A 19,339-nucleotide genomic window follows, 5' to 3' on the forward strand; every position below is an offset into this window, starting at 1 on the left:
ACCGATGAGCACAACCCCCAGGCGGCCCCCATCGGCAACCACAGCAAGCTTGCCAGCAGGCCCCGCTGCCAGGCCGTCATCGGCACACCAACGGCCCAAGCAATGGGATCGAACCTTGCGCTTCGGGGAAGTCGAACTCGACCTGGCAGCGCCCGCCCCCCTCCAGCGCGACCTGCAGGCGGTTGCGTGGCGACAGGTTCTCCAGGTACACCAGCCCGTCCCAACCGACCACAGAATGGCTGCCCGATTGCTCGTGGGTCACCCGGCTGCCCAGTTTCAGCGGCTGCTGGCTGGCATCGACCAGCTCGATGCTCGCCGCCAGTACCCGTTTCAGCGGGAACTCCAGCAGGTAGCCACTGCCGCGGCGCACGGCCACACGCTGCTCCACATTCGGCGCCAGCACATCGGGCGGCAGGTCCATGGGGTCGATCTCGTACTTGCCGCGGTAGTAACCACTGCTGTACGGCACCAGAAGGTGGCCGCTGGCATCGGTACGGCCGACCTCCTGGTTTTCATAGCGCACCGGTACATCGGCATAGCCGTCGGTACTGACCACGACGAAAGCGTCGTCGATCCGGTTGGCGGCGAACAGCCCATCCATCCATACCAGCGACCCACTGGCATCGGCCCAGCGGGTCGTTGCGCCGCTGCTGCCATATACGCCGGCCTGTAGCTGTACCGACTGCAAGCGCCAGGTCACATCGGCCTGGCGATAGGCATCGCGGTCGCTACCCTGGGCATAGCCGAGGTTATAGCCCACGCCGCTGCCTACCGGCACGGCGCGCCCGTAATTGACCCGTTGCAGGGTTTCACCGGTGTTGCTGCGTTCCAGGCCTAGCGCCAGCGTGCCATGGGTGTCGAACGGAATCACCAGTTGCGCCTGCACGGCCCACTGCCCGCCAGCGATTTCGCGGTTGGCCGACAGGTACACACTGCTGCTGCCTGACAACGGCCTGCTGTAGCTCAGGTTGATCAGCCGGGTACGCGTGCCGTCTGCAGCGCGCACGTCAAAGTAGCCGGCACCGACATTGCCGTACCTGTCAAGGTTGAGGCTGAGGCTGACCTGCTCGCTGCGTGTGCTTGCCTGTATGTCCGGGGTGTCGACCCGGCTCAGGTCGGCATAGTCGGCACGCCGTTGCAGGCGCTGGTAGCTGAAACCGAAGCGCTGGCTGTTGTATTGGTAACCCAGCGCGACCTGCTGCCCCTGATCGCCGTCGAAACGGCTCTGCGCGAGCGCGGCATTGAGCACACCGAAGTTGCCCAGCCGCAGGTTGCCACCCAGGCCACCCAGCATCAGCGAGGCAGCGGTTTCAAGGTGGGTTTCCACGGTGAACGTGTCGCTTACCCCATGGCGCAGGCTGGCGCTGGCCGCCCCCGCGCCGTAGGCAAAGTCCCGCACACCGTAGTCACGCCTCAGGCTCCCGGCCGCTATCGAATAGTCTGACAGGCCTTTTTGCAACAGGCTGCTGGTGACGTAGAACGGCAAGGTGGTGGAAACCTGCCGGCCCAGGGCGTCGGTGGTGACCACCACCGCTTCGCCGGCACCGTTGATGAACGGCACGTTGGTCAGCGTGTAGGGGCCTGGCTGCAATTCGTTGGAACTGGCCTTGTAGCCGTTGATGAACAGGTCGAGCGAGGTCGGTACCGCGGCTTCGCCGGCAAAGGCCGGCAAGGGGTAGGTGACCAGGTCCGGCCGTGCGGCGAAGTCGCGCGACAGTTGCACGCCGCCCACCCGTACCGAACGGGTCCAGGGCAGTGCCCCGGTAATGAAATCGCCGGCCTCGTAGGTCAACAGGCGCTGCTCGTCTGTGAAGCGCCAGGTGGTGTCGTAGCGCAGGAAGCCCCGCCTTGCCGGGTCGGCCTGCGCGCCATTGAACGATTGGCGCCATTGCCCGGTGCTGGCGAAGGTGCCCCAGCCGTCGAACACGCGCAGTTCGTTCCAGGCCGCCAGGTAGGTGCCGCCGTCATCGGTGTCGTTCAGGTACAGGTCGTAGTTGAACAACGCGCCGAAGCTGCTCCGCGCATCGCTGGGCGGGTACAGGTTACGATCACCGACCTGCTGCTCGGGCAACCAGGCCGGCGGCACTTGCAGCAACAGCCGCAGGTTCCGGCTGTCGTAATCGGCGTGCAGCCCGCTCACCGCGTCCAGGGCGATCTCGCCCTGCGGGTCGCCGGGCAGTGTCACACCCGCCGCACGCAACACGGCGCTGTCCAGGTACAACTGGCCGGCCCGCTGCTGCACCGGCACCAGCTCAGCCTTGGGCATGCGGTTCACCATCAGGTCGAGGAACAGCGTGGCGTCGGCAATGGCGGACAGCTCCGTGGGCGGCGGCGGCAGGTCGTCGGCCAGCGCCAGCGCTGGGCCAAGCACGGCCAACTGCAGGCACCCGCGGCGCAACCTTAGCGCTAGCCATTTCACACACGGTATCCAACCATTGCCGGGTCCTCCTTGGCCCCTGCGCTGCATTCTGGTGCTGGTTCACTGCCCCTGGGGTATGGTGCCGGCCGTGGCCTGGCCGTTGACCCGGCCTTGCAGCACACTGCCTGTATTCGTCGCCACGGGTGCCGGCCAACGCATACTCGCACCCGGCAGCACATAGCCCAGCAAACCTTCGACCAGCGCCTTGCGCTGGCCGCCCTGCTGCAGCACCACGTCGGTCAGCCGTGCATGCACCGGGCCGGTATTGCGCAGCTCCACATAAGGCTTGCCCTGCACCGTGACAGGCCGCCAGCTCAACTGGGGCTTGCCCACGCTGGCGGCGGTGCGGCGGCCCTCGGGGTCCGCCTTGCCCCACAGCCCTTCGCCGTAGACGAACAGCGGTACGGAATAGCGCATCTGCAGCCGAATGGCGGCCGTGGTGCCGGGGCCGGCCTTGTCGAGCGGGATGGCCGGCGGAATTTCGTCGATGATGATGCGATAGGCCTTTTCCTGGCCGGCAGGTGAAGGGCCGGTGCGGGTCAAACGGATCAATTGCTTCTGCCCAGGAGGAATATTGGCCACCGGGGGGCTGCCGATGATCTCGCGCTGGGCCTGGAACTGCTCCTGGTAACGCCCTTGGTGCCAGGCAAACACCCGCACCTGCAAGTTGGCAGCCTCGGTACCGCGGTTTTCCAGCCACAGTGCGCCGGCCTTCTGGTCGGCCTCCAGCACCGGGTCGATCGGCCAGATCAACACCGAGGTGGCTGCACCAGCCGGCAGGCTTGCCAGCCACCACAACCCGATCAGCCCTCGCGCCCACTTCGCGCCTACTGCCATCAAGCTCTCCTTAGCACTGGTCATTGGCGCCGCTGGCGTTCACCAGGTCACCATCACTTGCACAACATCGGTATAAGTCCCTGCTGGCAGCTTGCCGGTCAGCTGAACCCGCCCATACACCGGCAGCTTGATCGCCGTGGCGTCGCTGTAGCTCACGGTGGCGCTCTGCCCTACGCCCAACGGCTGGCTGTAGGCGGCATCCCGGTACAACTGGTAGGCCAGGACCTAGCTGCCGCTGGTGTTCTTCAGATAGCGCGTGCCGCTGGTACTGTTCTGGCCACCGCCCAGGCTCATGCTCACCGCCACACCCGGGGTGCACTGGAAGGTCACCGTGGTGCCGCCCAGCGAGGTACTGAGCACGCTGGTGGACAACGCCGACTGGGTGCCATAGTTCAGCACCCCATACTGGCTGACACCGCCCACCACCAGGCAACCGGCAGCGACCTGCGCCGCGACCGTGAAGGTGCTGGTAGTGGCCGCATCCAGTGGCGCCGCCAGTAGCGCACCAAGGCCAGCCAGGCCCACCGTCAGCCAATGGCGCATGGCTCAGAACGACAACTCGACGGCTACCGTGTCGGTGTACACCCCAGCCGGCAACCCGGCCTTGCCACGCGCCTGGCCGTACAGGTTGACGGTTTGCGCCACACCGGTACTGGTTGGCAGGGTGATGGTGCCATCGATGGCCAACACGGTGGTGCGCCCGGAGTCGGTATAGAAGTCGTAGGGCACGAAATTCCCCGCGCCATCAGCCAGTGCACGGGTGCCGCCGGTCGATTGGCCGTCATGCGACCCTGCACGCACGCGAATCGCCGGCACCGTGCCCGCCGAGCACAGAATGCTCAGCGCGCCACCGCTACCCAGCACCTGTGCGTTGGCCGTGGTGAACAAGGCATCCTGGGTGCCGAAATCCAGCGAGCCGAAGTTCAACCCCGAGGTGCCTGAACTGCCATTCACCTGGCAGGCCGCCGTCAAGGTCAGCGTCGAGTTGATGGTCCCGGTCACCGTGGCGGCCTGGGCCTGCGCGGCCAGGGCCAAACCCAGGCCGGCGAGGATGCAGCATGAAAGGTTCGTTCGCATCGGAGTCTCCTTGCGTGGTTACCAGTCCAGGGTCACCCGGAGGGTGTCGCGGTACAGCCCGGCTGGCAGCGCGCGCGGTTGCGCCACAACCACGCCATAGATGGGGATCGGTATCTGTTGCGTGCTGCTGATGGTGAAGGCCCGTGCCTGGCCAATGCCGTAGCGGCTGTTGCCGCCCGGGTCGAGTGCCAGTTGATAGGGAATCAGCTGGCTGCCGTTGCTGAGGCGGCGAATGCCGTCGTCACCATGCATGCCACCATTGATGCGCACGTTGAATGCACGCACTTCGGGGGTGCAACTGATTTGCAGGCTGCCCTCGCCGCCCGCTTCATCCACCCGGCTACGCAGCGGCTGGTCCCAGTTCGGGCCCCGCTCGCCGAAGTCCAGCAAGCCCGGGTTGGCCAGGGTCGCCGGTTGTGCTTCGTTGCTGCTGATCTGGCAGGCGGCGCTGATCACCAGCCGCGCCTGAATGAAGCCAGTGGCGCTGCCATGCGCTGCACCGCCTGGTACCAGTAAAGGCCCCAGGGTCAACAGCAGGATCGAGGTGCGGTTCATGGCTGCGCGTCCTTGTGCATGGCAGCATCCTCACCAAGTGACCGTGACTTTCAACAGGTCGGCGTACAGGCCGGCTTTCGGCACCCAGGCCAGCGTGTCGATTCGCGCATACAGCGGCAATTCGGCCGAGCCGCTATCGGGCACCCGGGCCGCCTGCGCAACGTTCACTGGCAGTGGCTCGCGCCAGGCCGCGTCGCGATAGAGCCGATAAGGAATAGGCCGGCCCGGGGCGTCGTCGCTGGCCAGGAAACGCACGTCGCCAGTGCCGCCGTGCTGGCCGCCGTCGACCTGTACTTGATAAGGCGTGTCGGGGTTGCACTCAAGGCGCGGCGGGCGCTGGCTCAGCAACACCCCGGCCAGCGGTGCCGCCGGGCCATCCAGCCGCGGCGCAGCACCCAGGTCGATTCGCCCAGCAGCCTGCGCGCCCGCGTCGCGGGCCTGGGTGACCAGCATGCAGCCGCGCTGCACCAGTACCCGCACCTCCACCAGGAAGTCTGCCGCTGCGCCAGCGTTGCTCAGTAACAGGCCAAACAACCCGGCCAGTAAGCGCTCCTTCACCTTGTTGTCCTTATCGCTCTGTGCTCAGTTGAGCCTAGCAGCGAGGCACGGCGCCAAAAGCTGCAACCGACCGTTTTTTGGTATTAGCAACAAAGCGATAGCGTTCGATGAAAAAAAACCTGCAAGGGGCAGAACCCATCGTGATTCACAGACCTCAAATGGCCAGAAGCCGGCGAATGGGCCGATATTCTGATAAGGTGTACCTCCATCATCCTGCCTCAAACTCGTGCGGCAAGCATGGACCGACAAGACAGGAGCTTTCAATTGATGACTGCAGATAGCGCGCTCGCCCAAGCCGTGGAGCGTTGCGCTCAGGAACCGATCCAGGTGCCCGGCAGCGTCCAGCCCCACGGTTTCCTGCTGGTCGTCGACGAAGCCGACTTGCGGGTACTCCAGGCCAGTGAAAACGTCGAACAGTGGCTGGGCAAGCCGGCCAGGGAGCTTATCGGTTGCCATTTCGCCGAGCTGGTCAGTGGCGGGTTCGACTTGCGCATGCACCTTTCGCGGCTACCCGAAGACGAAGTATTCCCCTTTCACATTGGTGATGTGCACCTGTGCGAAGGGGCACCGCACACCGCCGCCTTGCACCTGCTGGCCCACCGTCACGATCAGGTGCTGATCGCCGAATTCGAACCACCGCGGCTGCCGTCCGACCTCACCGGGCAAGGCGATTACTACCCGCTGGTGCGCAACTTCGTCAGCACCCTGCACCTGGCCGGCAGCCTTGAAGAGCTGCTGCAGCAAACGGTGGTTCAACTCAAGCGCATCACCGGTTTTGGCCGGGTCAAGGCTTACCGCTTCGATGCAGAAGGCAATGGCCAGGTTCTGGCAGAGGTCGCCGACCCGGGCTACCCCAGCTACCTGGGGTTGTGCTTTCCGGCCTCGGACATCCCGCGCCAGGCGCGCGAACTGTACCGGGTCAACCGTATCCGCGTGATCGAGGACGCCAACTACCAGCCTTCGCCGCTGCTGCCGGCAGCCAACCCGCGTACCGGCAAGGCGCTGGACATGAGCTTTGCGACACTGCGCAGCGTTTCACCGGTGCACCTGCAGTACATGCGCAACATGGGCACCCTGGCGTCGATGTCATTGTCGATCGTGGCCGATGGCAAGTTGTGGGGGCTGATCTCTTGCCACCATCAGCAGCCCAGGCCTGTAGACCTGCGTACGCGCACCGCCTGCGAGCTGCTGGCCAGCGTGCTGTCGTTGCAGGTCGAGTCCCGCGAGTCGCACGCCAGCACCAGCAAGGTACTGGAATTGCGCCAGCACATTGTCCGCATGATTTCGTCCATGGCCGACCATGACAGCGTCAGCGATGGCCTGCGCGATGTGCCCGACGTCCTGTTGACCTTTGCCGACGCCCAGGGCGCCGCGGTGATCTCGGCAGAGCGCTGCGACCTGTTCGGCCAGACGCCACCCACCGCCCAGGTCACGGCGCTGGTGCACTGGCTGAGCCAGCGTGGCGACGAACATGTATTTTGCACCGACAACGTGCGCCGCGACATCGACGAGTTGCCCGAGCTGGCAGACCATGCCGGTGGCGTGCTGGCCGTTGCGATTTCGCAGATCCATTCGCACTACCTACTGTGGTTCCGCCCCGAACAGGTACGCACGGTGAATTGGGCAGGCCAGCCGACCAAGCAGGTGGGGCCACAGGGCAACCTCGACCCGCGGCACAGTTTCGAGCGCTGGCAAGAGCAACTGCATGGCTACTGCGCACCTTGGGAGCCACTGGTGGTCGAGGGCGTGCAGGATCTACGCACGGCGGTGCTTGGCATTGTGCTGCGCAAGGCCGAGGAGTTGGCACAGCTGGCCGGTGAACTGCGCCGCTCGAACAAGGAACTCGAGGCGTTTTCGTACAGCGTTTCCCACGACCTGCGCGCGCCGCTGCGGCACATTGCCGGCTATACCGAGCTGCTCGGCGAAATCGAGGGCGCAGGGTTGAGCGAGCGTGGCCAGCGCTTCCTGCAACACATCGGTGAAGCCGCCAATTTCGCCGGCAGCCTGGTGGACAACCTGCTCAACTTCTCGCAAATGGGCCGCTCTGCCCTTCGCATGTCCGATGTCGACCTGAACGCCCTGGTCGAGGCTATCCGCAGCGAACTGGCGCCCGATTACCAAGGCCGCGAGATCATCTGGGACATCGCGCCACTGCCGAAGGTGATCGGGGACCCGGCATTCATCAACCTGGCATTGCACAACCTGATCGCCAACGCCATCAAGTACACCCGCGGTCGTGAGCCCGCGCGCATTTCGATCAGCGCCGAGCAACACCCGGACGAAACCGAAATCTGTATCCGCGATAACGGCGTGGGCTTCGACATGGCCTACGCCAACAAGCTTTTCGGGGTATTCCAGCGCCTGCACCGCATGGAAGAGTTCGAAGGCACAGGGATTGGCCTGGCAAGCGTGCGCCGTATCATCGAGCGCCATGATGGCCGTGTCTGGGCCGAGGGCCAGATCGACCATGGCGCCAGTTTCCACTTTTCTCTACCGCGCCAACCCGCGACTACCCGAGGCACCTGAACAATCATGCTCAAACCCATCCTGCTGGTCGAAGACAATCCACGAGACCTGGAGCTGACGCTTTTGGCTCTGGAGCGTAGCCAGTTGGCCAACGAGGTCATCGTCCTGCGCGACGGTGCCGAGGCGCTGGACTACCTGTTGCGCCGCAACGCCTATGCCGATCGTGATGACGGCAACCCTGCTGTAATGCTGCTGGACCTGAAGCTACCCAAAGTCGACGGCCTGGAGGTACTCAAGGAAGTGCGCGCCACCGCCGAGCTGCGTAGCATCCCCACGGTCATGCTGACCTCGTCCCGCGAAGAGCCCGACCTGCTGCGCGCCTACGAGCTAGGGGTGAACGCGTATGTGGTCAAACCCGTGGAATTCAAGGAATTCGTCGCCGCCATTTCCGACCTGGGCATCTTCTGGGCCGTACTGAATGAACCACCACCTGGCTCGCTGCGGCTGAACCGTCGCGGTAGCAATTGAGGCCGCCGCAACGATGCCGCAAACGCCGTTGAAACTACTGATGGTCGAAGACAGCTCGATGGACGCCGAGCTGACCTTGATGCGCCTGGAGCGCAGCGGGCTGCATGTGCAATCGCATCTGGTATTCGACCATACGGGGGTCGAGCATGCTCTGAAGCAGGACCACTACGACCTGATCCTTTGCGACTGCGTGCTGCCGGGCTCGTCCGGCACCGAGGTGCTGGCCATCGCCCAGCGCCTGGCTGCCGACACCCCGTTCATATTTCTATCCGGGATCTACGGCGAAGAGCACGCCGTGGAAATGATCCGCCTGGGTGCTACCGACTATGTGCTGAAGAAGAACCTGCAGCTACTGCCCAAGGCGGTACGCCGGGCAATGACCGAAGTGCAGGAGCGCCAGCGCCGGCGCCGCGCCGAGGAGGCGCTGGTCGATGTCGAGGCGCGGGCGCGCATCGCCATCGACGCCGCGGGCATGGGCACCTGGGACCTGCGCCCGCAAGATGGCCTGTTGATATGCGACGAGCGCTGCAAGACCCTGTTCGGCCTGCCCGCCAGCGCCGACATGACCATGCAGGTATTCTACGACGGCATCTACCCAGACGACCTGGCGCTGGTGCGCGATGCCGTCGAATACGCCATGCTGCCCGAAAGCGGTGGCCAGTACCGGGTGGAGTTTCGCACTGCCCAGCCCAGTGGCCAGGAGCCGCGTTGGTTGCTTAGCAGTGGTCAGAGCCAGTTCGTCAACGGCCAGTGCGTGCGCTTTTCCGGCGTGCTGCAAGACATCAACACCCAGCGCCTGGCCACCCAGGCACTGCGCCAGCTCAACGAGATGCTGGGCGAGCGGGTGGAACGCCGTACCCGTGAACGCGACCGCGCCTGGGAGCTGTCACAGGATCTGCTGGCAGTGCTGAACAAGGACCTCACCCCGGTGGCGCTGAACCCCGCCTGGGAAGCCAGCCTGGGCTTTTCCCGCGAGCGCCTGAGCCAGTCGTCGCTGTTGCACCTGCTGCCCGAAAGCGATCAGGAACTGCTGTTGACCGAACTGGCCGCGCTCGCGCACGGCCGCACCAGCGCACGTTTCGTCGGCCGTATCCTCCACGCCAGTGGCCAGCAACGCTGGCTGTCGTGGGTCGTGGTGCCCGAAGACACGCTGCTTTACGTGGTCGCCCGGGACATCACCAGCGAGCGCGAAACCGCGCTGGGCCTGGCCGAAGCCAATGCGCGCCTGCGCGAGCAGATCGATGAGCGCGAGCGCATCGAGGCCGCCTTGCAGCAGATGCAGCGCCTGGAAGCGGTCGGCCAGCTGACTGCCGGCGTGGCGCACGACTTCAACAACCTGCTGACCGTGATCCTCACCGGTGCCAGTTTCCTTGAGCGCGATCTGACCCGGGGCGACCTGGACAAAGCCCGGTCGCGCCTCAAGCATGTTCGCGAAGCGGGTGAGCGCGGTGCCAAGTTGACCTCGCAATTGCTCGCCTTCTCCCGTCGCCAGCGCCTGGAACCGGTACCGCTGAACCTCAACCGCACCCTGGCGGGCCTTGAGGAACTATTACGCCGCACCTTGGGCGGCAATATCTCGGTGCGCCTGGACCTGGACCCAAGCCTGTGGCAGGCGCTGACCGACCCGACCCAGACTGAAATGATCATTCTCAACCTGGCCATCAATGCCCGCGATGCCATGCCCGATGGCGGCCAGTTGATCCTGGCGACCCACAACACCTGCATCGACACCCCCCCACAGCGCCCGGAAGACCCTGAGCGGGGCGAATACGTGATGCTGAGCATTCGCGACACCGGGTGCGGCATGAGCGAAGAGGTGGTGGCCAAGGTGTTCGAGCCGTTCTTCACCACCAAGGATATCGGCAAGGGTTCAGGGCTTGGGCTGGCCCAGGTCTTTGGTTTCGCCAAACAGTCCGGTGGTGGTGTGCGCATCGACACCAAGCCAGGGCGTGGTACCGAGGTGGCGGTATACCTGCCAGCAGTGAAAGACCGCGCGTTCAGTGAACCGGCAGCTGCCGTGCTCAGCCTTTCGATCAACGATAGCGGCCGTAACCGGACCGTACTGCTGGTGGACGATGACCACCTGGTACGTGACATGCTCGGCGATGTACTGCGCCAGTACGGCTACCAGGTGCGCCAGGCGCACAGCGGCGAACAGGCACTGGCGTTGCTGGATGACGAGATCGACTTGCTGCTGACCGATTTCGCCATGCCGGAATTCAACGGAGGGCAACTGGCATTGGCGGCCCGCGAGCGGCGCCCGCACCTGCCGGTGGTGTTTCTTACCGGCTATGCGGAGTTGCAAGGGTTGGAGTTGCCGGGCAGCCTGGTGATGCAGAAACCGGTGCAAGCCGATGAACTGGCGCGCGTGCTCAACGAGATGCTGGGCGGCCTGGCAGTGCGCCAGGGCTGACCAATGGCTGGGCCGCTTTGCGGCCCTGGGCCAACGCAACGCTGCGGCCACAGTGGGTGTGGCATTTCGCACGCGCAGAAACGACAAAACCCGACGCTCATCAGAATAAGCACCGGGCAAGTTACGTTTGGAACTGGGAAATGGCAGGGGCGGCTGGATTCGAACCAACGCATGGCAGGATCAAAACCTGCTGCCTTACCGCTTGGCGACGCCCCTGTATCGGATGCAGCGTGAACTGCTCTGACAATTCCAAGTGAGTGACAACTGCGTGTTGTCTTGGAATGCGCGGCACTTTAACAACAAAGTTTCGGTCTGTGAACCCCCTGATGAAAAAAAATTGCCAAAAAACAGCGGCTTAGTCATTTCTGCCGCCGCCGCCTACCATCCGTCGTTTTCTTCTCGCTTCGCTTCAACACATTCGCGTTCCTCCCTTCAAATCAGTTAACCCATCTGCATTGACCAAGGAGGAACCCATGCCCGTCTCTCACGACCTTTACCAGGACCTGCACTACCCGCGCGAGATCGTTCAACAACGTCGCCAGGTCGACAAGGCACTGGATCGCTTGCTGGATGAGTACGTCGATATCGACAACCAGGTACTGGCCGCCGAGGCCATCTCGGCAGGCAATTTCGTCGACGAAGACCTGCGCCACCTGAAAGAGCGCCGCCTGGCGGTGAAGTACATGATCGAGCGCCAGCTGGAACGCAAGGCATAGCCCAGCGGCAGCCGTGGCGGCGACACCTATCGCGAGAAGTGATGATTGCCGCGCAATTTCTCTATTGGTCAAAATCGCCGCCCTCGGGCAAGCTGCACACTGCCCCGTCAATGCCCAAGGAGCTGTGCTTTTGCCTGCCTGGATCCCTACCCCGCTGCGCCAACTTGGCCAACGCCTGCGCGGCGCTGCCGCGCATCAGAGCGAACTGCTCGCCTGGTTCGAAGACAAGGCGCACAGCCGCGGTTATCAGCTCAGCGATGGCCAGCGCCGGGTGATCCACTGCATGGCCAGGCAATTGGCACAATTGGAGCAAGGCCAGCCGCGTAGCCTGTACCTGTACGGCTCGGTCGGCCGGGGCAAAAGCTGGCTGCTCGACGGCTTCTATCAGGCCGTACCGGTCGAAGCCAAGAAGCGCCTGCACTTTCATGATTTTTTTGCCCGCCTGCACCAAGGCATGCATCGCCACCGGGCGCTGGACGACGCACTGGGCGCGACCCTGGACGAGCTGATAGGCGATTGCCGGGTGCTGTGTTTCGATGAATTCCATGTACATGACATTGGCGATGCCATGCTGCTCACCCGGCTGTTCAATGCCTTGTTCAGCCGCGGGGTGTTTTTGCTGGTGACGTCCAACTACGCGCCTGAGGGGCTGCTGCCCAACCCCCTGTACCATGAGCGTTTCCTGCCGGTGATCCGCCTGATCAACAGCTCGATGGAGGTCCTGGAAGTCGGTGGCGATACCGACTTTCGCAGCCTGCCGGCCAACCGCGAGCAGCAGCGGTTCACCCAAGGGCATTATGTATGGCCCGGCACTGCCGCGCAGCGCCAGGCGTTGCACGTCCCCGCGCCACAGCCCGTGCAGCTGGACGTGAACAAGCGCCCACTGCGCGCCCTTGCGGTGGAGGGCCGGCGCGTGGTGCTCGGCTTCGACGACCTGTGCGAAAAGGCCACGGCGGTGATCGACTACCTGGTGCTGGCCGAGCAGTACGACGAATGGGTCATCGATGGCCTGGATGACCTGGCGGACTGCTCCCTGGCGGCGCAACAACGGTTCGTCAACCTGGTGGATGTGCTGTACGACCAGGACAGGCAGGTGACGGTGATCGGCAAACGACCACTGGAAGGAAGCCTGGGTGGGCCGCTTGCCGACCTGATGCGCACCCGCAGCCGCCTGGGGCAGCTGCAGGTGGTCGGGCCGCAGGGCTACACCGCCCTGGGCAGATCAGCCAGCAGCACCTCGATTTCCCCCAACACTGCCGGGTCGTCCAAGGTCGAAGGCGGGACGTAGTCCTGCCCATCGGCAATCTTGCGCAACACCGCCCGCAGGATCTTCCCGGAGCGGGTCTTGGGCAGGCGCTTCACCAGCCGCACTCGGTTGAAGCACGCCAACGGGCCTATTTCCTCGCGCACGCAGCCCACCAGGTCGACCAGCAACTGCGCCTCGGCAATGCCCTCGCCGTCCTTGAGCACCACCAGCGCCAACGGCACCTGGCCCTTTATTTCGTCATGCACGCCAATCACCGCGCACTCGGCCACTGCCGGGTGGCGCGCCACCAGGTCTTCCATTTCCCCCGTGGAAAGCCGATGCCCGGATACGTTGATCACATCATCGGTGCGCCCCATGATGTAAACGAAGCCATCATCGTCCAGGTAGCCGCCATCGCCCGTGTGGTAGTAGCCAGGGTAGCTGTGCAGATAGGCCTGCAGGTAACGTGCGTGGTCGCCCCACAGCGTCTGGCTGCAACCGGGCGGCAATGGCAGGGCGATCACGATCGAGCCCTGCTGGTGGGGGCCCAGCAGGCGCCCTTCGTCGTCCAGCACACGTACGTGATAGCCGGGCACGGCGCGGTTGCTCGAACCCGGCCGTGCCGCGCTGCCCTCCAGCCCCACGCAGGGCGCAGTGACTGGCCAGCCGGTCTCGGTCTGCCACCAATGGTCGTGCACAGGCTTGCCACTCACCTGCTCCAGCCATTGATGGGTGCTCGAATCGAGCTTTTCACCCGCCAGGAACACATGACGCAGCGAGCTGAGGTCATGGTTGCGTACCCGCTCGCCCTGCGGGTCCTCCTTGCGAATGGCACGCATGGCCGTGGGCGCACAGAACAGCGCATTGACCCGATACTGCTCGACCACCCGCCAGTAGGCAGCGGCGTCTGGCGTGCGAATCGGCTTGCCCTCGTAGAATATCGTGGTGCAGCCGCTCATCAACGGCCCGTAGACGATCAGCGAGTGCCCCACCACCCAGCCCACATCGGAAATGCCCCACCACACATCACCGGCTTGCATGCCGTAGATATGGCGCATGGCGTAACACAGTGCCACCGCGTTGCCGCCGTTTTCGCGGACGATGCCCTTGGGTTTGCCCGTGGTGCCCGAGGTGTACATGATGTACAGCGGGTCACCGGCATCCAGCGCCACCGGCTCAACCGGCTTGGCAGTTTGCACCGCCACCTGCCAATCCAGGTCGCGCCCTGGCAGCAGATCGGCCTTCACCTGCGGCCGCTGCAGCACCAGCACCGAGCGCGGCTGGTGCCTGGCCAGTTGCAGCGCACGGTCGACCAGTGGCTTGTAGGGGATCACCTTGTCGAACTCCAGCCCGCAGGAAGCCGTCAGCAGCAGCGCCGGCCGCGCGTCATCGATGCGCAGGGCCAGCTCGTTGGCGGCGAAGCCTCCGAACACCACCGAGTGCACCGCCCCAATCCGCGCACAGGCCAGCATGGCCATGGCCGCCTGCGGCACCATGCGCATGTAGATGATCACGCCGTCGCCTTTGTTAACGCCCAGTTCACGCAGCAAGCCGGCCAGGCGCGCCACCTCGTCGCGTAACTGCAGGTAGGTGTAGGTTTGCTGCACGCTAGTCACCGGCGAATCGTAAATCAGCGCCAATTGCTCGCCGCGGCCCTGCTCGATCTGGTGATCGAGGGCCAGGTAGCAGCTATTGAGCCGGCCATCGGCGAACCAGCGGTGGGTGCCATCGGCGTTCTCGTGCAAGACCTGGGCAGGTTTTTGATACCACGCCAGGTGAGCGGCCTGTTCCGCCCAGAAAGCGGCAGGGTCGGAGATGGACTGGGCGTAGCTGTGCTGGTAGCTCATATCGAAAGGAACCCGATTTTGTTGTTATTGAAGGGCGAACCTGAAGTATGGCCTTCACCGCCCGCCTCGCCAGGCGACTAAAGTCACAACCGACCTGCAAATTTGCATAACGCGCCAATGCGCCCTATTTCGGTGCAAAACCCCTAGAATAGGCCCCCCTCAAGCCACCGAGCAGCCCATGGATATCGAACAGGCCCGTACCTTTCTGGAGATCGTGCGTTGCGGCAGCCTGGTCGCTGCCGCCGAGCGCCTGTTCGTTTCGCAAACGGCGATCACCGCCCGGGTGCAGCGCCTTGAACAGCAGCTGGGTTGCCAGTTGTTCGTGCGCAGCCGCAGTGGCGCCAGCTTGACCTGCGATGGCGAAGCTTTCGTCAGTTATGCCAACCAGCTGGTGCAGACCTGGGAGGCGGCGCGCCGTGACCTGCCGCTGCCCGAGGGCTGCCAGCAGGTGCTGCATGTAGGCGGTGAAGTGAGCCTGGGCAACCCGATGATGCTCGATTGGGTCAGCGCCCTGCATCGCGAACTGCCCAGCCACGCGATCCGCAGCGAGGTCAGCGACGGCGAGGCGCTGCTGCGCAAGGTCGAGATGGGCCTGCTGGACGCTGCGCTGGTCTACCAGCCAACCTATGGCCCGGGTTTGCAGGTCGAGCAGTTGATGGAAGAAAAGCTGATCCGCGTGCGCCGGGTCGATCGGCCCGAGCCGTATATCTACATCGACTGGGGCCAGGCCTTCCGCCGCCAGCATGACGCCGCCTTGCCCGACTGCGCGCGCCCGGCGCTGAGCTTCAACCTCGGCCCACTGGCGCTGCAGTTCATTCTCGACCAAGGCGGTAGCGGCTACTTCCGCACACGGGTGGTCCAGGCCTACCTCGACAGCGGGGTTTTCGAGCGAGTCCCGCACGCGCCGGAATTCACCTACCCAACCTATCTGGTCTACCCGCGCAAACGCGACAGCGAAGCCCTGCAGCAGGCGTTCAGCGTGCTGCGCCGGCTGGTGGCAGCCGGCGCAAGCGACTGGTCACAACGCTGGGACCCTGTTCTCTGAAACCTGTTGGGCCTTGCTGAGCAACTGGCGCTTGAGGCCGGCGATCAGGTCGGTCTGGGTGATCACCCCCACCAGGCGCCCATCGTCGAGCACCGGCAGGCAATGCAGGCCTTGTTCGCACAGCAGCGGCAGCAGGCGCTCCAGCGGGTGCTGGCTGCTGACGCTGACCACTGGCTGCATCATCACCTGGGCCAGACGCACGGGCGGGCGGCCGAACAGTCCGCGCCAGGTGAAGCGGCCACGTTGCATGGCCGGGCCAACCAGATCGCTGAGGCTGACTATGCCGACCAGTTTGCCGTGCTGCAGCACCGGCAGTGTTTTCAGATGATGGCTGGCCAGCATGGCCCAGGCCCGCTCCAGCGTCGTGTCGGGGCTGGCGAATTGCACATCGCGAGACATCACCGACGCCGCAGTGATGCCGCCCAGGCTGCGCTGCAAGGCATGCTGCTCGGTGGCCAGGATGATGCGCTCCAGTTCGTCGCGGGTGACGTCCACGAACTCGCCCAGCTCTTCGAGAGCATGGTCCAGGTCTTCGCCGCGCACGCCAACGCGCTCGGTAGGCAGCGGGTCATGGGTATGGTGCAGGTCCTTGCGGATTACCGCGCCTTTGGGGTAGCGCACGCCCGTCAGGCGGTTGTAGAGCACTGCCACCGTTACCAGGATCAGTGCATTGAGCAACACCGGTTGCAACAGGTGGTCGCCCAGGGCGGTCAGGCCCGGGTCGGCCAGTACCGCACTGACAGCCACCCCGCCACCCGGGGGATGCAGGCAGCGCAGCAGGCACATGACCAGGATCGAGATCCCCAGCGCCACGGCGGCTACCCACAACTCGGGGCCGAACCCCTGGCGCATGGCCAGGCCAACAGCGCCTGCCAGGGCGTAACTGCCCAGCACTGGCCAAGGCTGGGCCAACGGGCCGGAGTGCACCGCGAACACCAGCACCGCCGACGCGGCCAACGGGCCGAGCAAGTGCAGAGCAATGCCCGGGCCGTAGGCCATGCTGGTCAGCCAGCCGGCGAGGAACAAGCCAAGCAGTGCGCCAATACCGGCACGCAACCATTCTTTGGGGGGGATATTCAGGGCGGGCGGCAATAGCCGCAGCAGACGACTTTCGGAACGCGAGGCAGGCATTTGAACTATCGGGGTCGTGTTTTTTTCGGTTTGAAAAGAAAGCCCAGGGCAGCTGCCTGGGCCTGGTATTGCGCAGGCAATATCACAAGGGGCTCCGTCCATGGAGAGATGGAAACCGCACGGTTTCGTGAAGGCATTGTGCCGAGCGCGGCGCGATTGGGCCAATTCAAAAAAATGCGCCTGTACTGCAATTTTTTTGCAGTGCCTATCGGCAAAGCAGGCCGCCGCAGCCGCAGGCGCGGCTCGGGACCACTAGGCCTTGCGCGGCAGGTTCAGGCTCACCCGCAGCCCGCCCAACGGGCTTTGCTGCAACGCCAGCTGCCCTCCCCAGGCCTCCACGATGTCACGCACGATGCCCAAGCCCAGGCCGTGCCCGTCCACCTGTTCATCCAGCCGCGACCCGCGCCCCAGCACCTGCTGGCGCTGCCCCTCGGGAATGCCTGGCCCATCATCATCGACCCACAGCCGATACCCTTCGGCATCCGCCTCGGCCCCCAGGCGCACTTCGCTGTCAGCCCATTTGCAGGCGTTGTCCAGCAGGTTGCCCAGCAGCTCCAGAACGTCTTCCCGGTCCCATGGCAGTGACAGCCCGGGCGGCACATCACTGGCCAGCAGCAAACCTTCGCCATGGATCATGCCCAGGGTTTCGAGCAGGCCGGGCAACTCGGCATCGCAATCGAACTGCGCGCCTGGCAGGGCGTCGCCGGCCAGGCGCGCCCGGTTCAACTCACGGGCCAGGCGTTGCTGGATCTGCTCCAGTTGCTCACGCATCTGCGCGCTGACTTGCGGCAAATCCTTGAGGCGCTCGCTCGACGCCAGGCTGAGCAGCACCGCCAGCGGTGTTTTCAGCGCATGGCCAAGGTTGCCCAGGGCATTGCGGGAACGGCGCAGGCTGTCTTCAGTGTGGCTGAGCAAATGGTTGATCTGCCCCACCAACGGGGCCAACTCGCTGGGGACTTCGGCATCCAGTTGCGAACGCTGCCCCTGCTGCAGTTGGGCGATCTGCTGACGAGCCCGCTCCAGCGGCCGCAACGAGCGGGTGACGGTGATGCGCTGCAGCACCAGCACCAGGATCAACGCCACCAGGCCCATGCCCAGGCCGATCTGTTGCAGGCGCCGGAACCCCTGGCGTACCGGGGAATAGTCCTGGGCCACGCTGATGGAAATATCCTGCCCCAGGCGCCGGTAGTCGGCACGCAGTGCCAACAGGTGCTGCCCTTCCGGCCGCAGCTCATGGCTGTCGGAAAGCCCTGGGGCCGCCGGTTTGGGCATATCCAGGTCCCACAACGAGCGAGAACGCCAGGTGCCCTGGTCGAAGTCGATGCGGAAGTAGTAGCCGGAAAACGGCCGCTGATAAGCCGCCGAGATACGCCGCTCGTCCAGCTGCAGGCCGGACGGCCCCCGCACCAGCGCCACCAGCAGGTTCTCGCTTTCCTTGCGCAGGCCGTTTTCCAGGTAGCGTTGCAGGCCGGCTTCGAACAACCACAGGGTCAGTTGTGCCAGCACCACGCCCGCCACCACCAGCACAGCGACCAGGCCCAGGCTCAAGCGCGCCTGGATCGACTTCACTCGGCGCTCCCGGCGTAGATGTAACCTTGCCCACGGCGGGTTTCGATCACGCTGCGCCCCAGCTTGCGGCGCAAGTGATTGACGTGCACCTCCAATACATTGGAGTCACGCTCGGTTTCACCGTCGTACAGGTGTTCGGCCAAGTGGCTTTTGGACAGGATCTGCTGTGGGTGCAGCATGAAGTAGCGCAGCAAGCGAAACTCGGCAGCAGTCAGCTGGATATCTACACCGTCGCGGCTCACGCATTGGCGGCCTTCATCCAGGTGCAGGCCGGCCGCTTCCAGCCTGGGCTGGTTGGCCAGGCCGCGGGCACGGCGCAACAGCGCCTGTATGCGCAACTGCAACTCTTCGGGGTGAAACGGCTTGCTCAGGTAGTCATCGGCCCCTGCCTTCAACCCTTCGATACGCTCGGCCCAAGAGCCGCGCGCGGTCAGGATCAGCACCGGCGTGGCCAACGCAGCGGCACGCCACTGGGCGAGTACCTCCAGGCCCGGCATGCCCGGCAAGCCGAGGTCGAGGATGATCAGGTCATAAGGCTCGCTCTGGCCCTGGTACACCGCGTCACGGCCATCAGCCAGCCAGTCCACGGCATAGCCCTGGCGTTGCAAGCCGGCGATCAGCTCATCGGCCAGCGGTACGTTGTCCTCGACAAGCAACAGGCGCATTCAGTCGTCTTCCTCATCTTTGAGCAGGGCGCCGGTGCTGGCGTCAAGCTTGATTTCGCGAACCACGCCAGCAGGCGTCAGCAGCTCGACCTCATATTCGTAGCGATCATCGTCCTCTTCCAGTTCGGCTTCCAGCAAACGCGCCCCGGGGTAACGCCCCAGGGCGGTTTCCAGCAACTGTTCGAGTGGCAGGATGACGCCCTTTTGCCGCAGTTTAAGGGCTTCATCCTGGTCGAGGTCGCGGGCGGCTGCCAGCGAGCACACGGC

15 protein-coding genes, 1 tRNA gene and 2 pseudogenes are annotated in these 19,339 nt (G+C 64.6%); 6 read left to right on the forward strand and 12 right to left on the reverse strand.

The window, feature by feature from the left end:
• Nucleotides 1–76: 76 nt before the first annotated feature.
• The 6 genes and pseudogenes from APH30_RS18285 to APH30_RS18310 all read right to left on the reverse strand — a co-directional run bounded on the left by APH30_RS18285 (nt 77) and on the right by APH30_RS18310 (nt 5,446).
• The gene (locus APH30_RS18285; protein WP_218186812.1) at nt 77–2,371 is read right to left on the reverse strand and encodes a fimbria/pilus outer membrane usher protein; all 2,295 of its coding nucleotides are present in this window, start codon (nt 2,369–2,371) and stop codon (nt 77–79) included.
• A 108-nt stretch (nt 2,372–2,479) separates the two neighbouring features.
• Nucleotides 2,480–3,256, reverse strand: a complete 777-nt coding sequence (locus tag APH30_RS18290) for a molecular chaperone (RefSeq protein WP_054913373.1) — start codon at nt 3,254–3,256, stop codon at nt 2,480–2,482.
• A gap of 39 nt (nt 3,257–3,295) precedes the next feature.
• Nucleotides 3,296–3,799 (reverse strand): annotated as a pseudogene (locus APH30_RS18295) (spore coat U domain-containing protein).
• A 3-nt stretch (nt 3,800–3,802) separates the two neighbouring features.
• Nucleotides 3,803–4,333 carry a spore coat U domain-containing protein gene (locus tag APH30_RS18300; RefSeq protein ID WP_054913374.1) on the reverse strand — a complete coding sequence of 177 codons (531 nt, stop codon included), beginning with the start codon at nt 4,331–4,333 and terminating at the stop codon, nt 3,803–3,805.
• Nucleotides 4,334–4,351: 18 nt separating this feature from the next.
• On the reverse strand, nt 4,352–4,888 hold the full coding sequence (locus tag APH30_RS18305) for a spore coat U domain-containing protein (RefSeq protein ID WP_054913375.1): 537 nt from the start codon (nt 4,886–4,888) through the stop codon (nt 4,352–4,354).
• Between the two features lie 30 nt (nt 4,889–4,918).
• Nucleotides 4,919–5,446 (reverse strand): spore coat U domain-containing protein, encoded by a 528-nt coding sequence (locus APH30_RS18310; RefSeq protein ID WP_054913376.1) that lies wholly within the window; start codon nt 5,444–5,446, stop codon nt 4,919–4,921.
• 267 nt (nt 5,447–5,713) lie between these two features.
• Between APH30_RS18310 and APH30_RS18315 the strand changes: the two genes are divergently transcribed.
• From APH30_RS18315 to APH30_RS18325, 3 genes are read left to right on the forward strand one after another with little or no spacing between them, the layout of a single operon-like run.
• Nucleotides 5,714–7,972 (forward strand): ATP-binding protein, encoded by a 2,259-nt coding sequence (locus APH30_RS18315; protein ID WP_054913377.1) that lies wholly within the window; start codon nt 5,714–5,716, stop codon nt 7,970–7,972.
• A 6-nt stretch (nt 7,973–7,978) separates the two neighbouring features.
• The gene (locus tag APH30_RS18320) at nt 7,979–8,440 is read left to right on the forward strand and encodes a response regulator (RefSeq protein ID WP_009685925.1); all 462 of its coding nucleotides are present in this window, start codon (nt 7,979–7,981) and stop codon (nt 8,438–8,440) included.
• Between the two features lie 13 nt (nt 8,441–8,453).
• A complete protein-coding gene (locus APH30_RS18325; RefSeq protein ID WP_054913378.1) occupies nt 8,454–10,853 on the forward strand; it encodes a response regulator in 2,400 nt (799 codons plus the stop codon).
• Between the two features lie 141 nt (nt 10,854–10,994).
• On the opposite strand, the gene APH30_RS18330 is transcribed toward APH30_RS18325, so the two are convergent.
• Nucleotides 10,995–11,069: transfer RNA gene (locus APH30_RS18330), tRNA-Gln, on the reverse strand.
• Nucleotides 11,070–11,326: 257 nt separating this feature from the next.
• Between APH30_RS18330 and APH30_RS18335 the strand changes: the two genes are divergently transcribed.
• Complete coding sequence (locus APH30_RS18335) at nt 11,327–11,569, forward strand: DUF465 domain-containing protein (protein WP_054913379.1); 243 nt, start codon at nt 11,327–11,329, stop codon at nt 11,567–11,569.
• Nucleotides 11,570–11,699: 130 nt separating this feature from the next.
• A pseudogene (zapE, locus tag APH30_RS18340) lies at nt 11,700–12,767 on the forward strand (cell division protein ZapE); the annotation flags it as partial.
• 5 nt (nt 12,768–12,772) lie between these two features.
• On the opposite strand, the gene APH30_RS18345 reads toward zapE, so the two are convergent.
• Nucleotides 12,773–14,662, reverse strand: coding sequence for a propionyl-CoA synthetase (locus APH30_RS18345; RefSeq protein WP_054913380.1), 1,890 nt, complete (start codon nt 14,660–14,662; stop codon nt 12,773–12,775).
• 178 nt (nt 14,663–14,840) lie between these two features.
• Between APH30_RS18345 and APH30_RS18350 the strand changes: the two genes are divergently transcribed.
• On the forward strand, nt 14,841–15,707 hold the full coding sequence (locus APH30_RS18350; RefSeq protein WP_009685932.1) for a LysR family transcriptional regulator: 867 nt from the start codon (nt 14,841–14,843) through the stop codon (nt 15,705–15,707).
• Here APH30_RS18350 and APH30_RS18355 read toward each other — a convergent pair.
• From APH30_RS18355 to APH30_RS18370, 4 genes are all read right to left on the reverse strand, one after another.
• Nucleotides 15,681–16,838: an HPP family protein gene (locus APH30_RS18355; protein WP_054913381.1), complete on the reverse strand. Its 1,158-nt coding sequence runs from the start codon at nt 16,836–16,838 to the stop codon at nt 15,681–15,683. The two genes, APH30_RS18350 and APH30_RS18355, sit on opposite strands and share 27 nt — an antisense overlap.
• Before the next feature lie 252 nt (nt 16,839–17,090).
• Entirely contained in the window at nt 17,091–18,407 is a 1,317-nt protein-coding gene (locus APH30_RS18360; protein WP_054913382.1) for a sensor histidine kinase, read from the reverse strand.
• A complete protein-coding gene (locus APH30_RS18365; RefSeq protein WP_009685936.1) occupies nt 18,404–19,072 on the reverse strand; it encodes a response regulator transcription factor in 669 nt (222 codons plus the stop codon). The genes APH30_RS18360 and APH30_RS18365 overlap by 4 nt, the downstream gene beginning before the upstream one ends.
• On the reverse strand, nt 19,073–19,339 hold a 267-nt coding region (locus tag APH30_RS18370; RefSeq protein WP_256222067.1), incomplete at its 5' end, for a PepSY domain-containing protein.

The sequence above is a fragment of the Pseudomonas sp. NBRC 111127 genome, assembly GCF_001320345.1.
GTDB lineage: Bacteria > Pseudomonadota > Gammaproteobacteria > Pseudomonadales > Pseudomonadaceae > Aquipseudomonas > Aquipseudomonas juntendi.

Excerpts from the sequence above, each read along its gene's own strand:
- APH30_RS18290 (WP_054913373.1), bottom strand. The coding sequence starts at position 3,256 with ATGGCAGTAGGCGCGAAGTGGGCGCGAGGGCTGATCGGGTTGTGGTGG.
- APH30_RS18300 (WP_054913374.1), bottom strand. The coding sequence starts at position 4,333 with ATGCGAACGAACCTTTCATGCTGCATCCTCGCCGGCCTGGGTTTGGCC.
- APH30_RS18305 (WP_054913375.1), bottom strand. The coding sequence starts at position 4,888 with ATGAACCGCACCTCGATCCTGCTGTTGACCCTGGGGCCTTTACTGGTA.
- APH30_RS18315 (WP_054913377.1), top strand. The coding sequence starts at position 5,714 with ATGACTGCAGATAGCGCGCTCGCCCAAGCCGTGGAGCGTTGCGCTCAG.
- APH30_RS18320 (WP_009685925.1), top strand. The coding sequence starts at position 7,979 with ATGCTCAAACCCATCCTGCTGGTCGAAGACAATCCACGAGACCTGGAG.
- APH30_RS18325 (WP_054913378.1), top strand. The coding sequence starts at position 8,454 with ATGCCGCAAACGCCGTTGAAACTACTGATGGTCGAAGACAGCTCGATG.
- APH30_RS18335 (WP_054913379.1), top strand. The coding sequence starts at position 11,327 with ATGCCCGTCTCTCACGACCTTTACCAGGACCTGCACTACCCGCGCGAG.
- APH30_RS18345 (WP_054913380.1), bottom strand. The coding sequence starts at position 14,662 with ATGAGCTACCAGCACAGCTACGCCCAGTCCATCTCCGACCCTGCCGCT.
- APH30_RS18350 (WP_009685932.1), top strand. The coding sequence starts at position 14,841 with ATGGATATCGAACAGGCCCGTACCTTTCTGGAGATCGTGCGTTGCGGC.
- APH30_RS18355 (WP_054913381.1), bottom strand. The coding sequence starts at position 16,838 with ATGCCTGCCTCGCGTTCCGAAAGTCGTCTGCTGCGGCTATTGCCGCCC.
- APH30_RS18365 (WP_009685936.1), bottom strand. The coding sequence starts at position 19,072 with ATGCGCCTGTTGCTTGTCGAGGACAACGTACCGCTGGCCGATGAGCTG.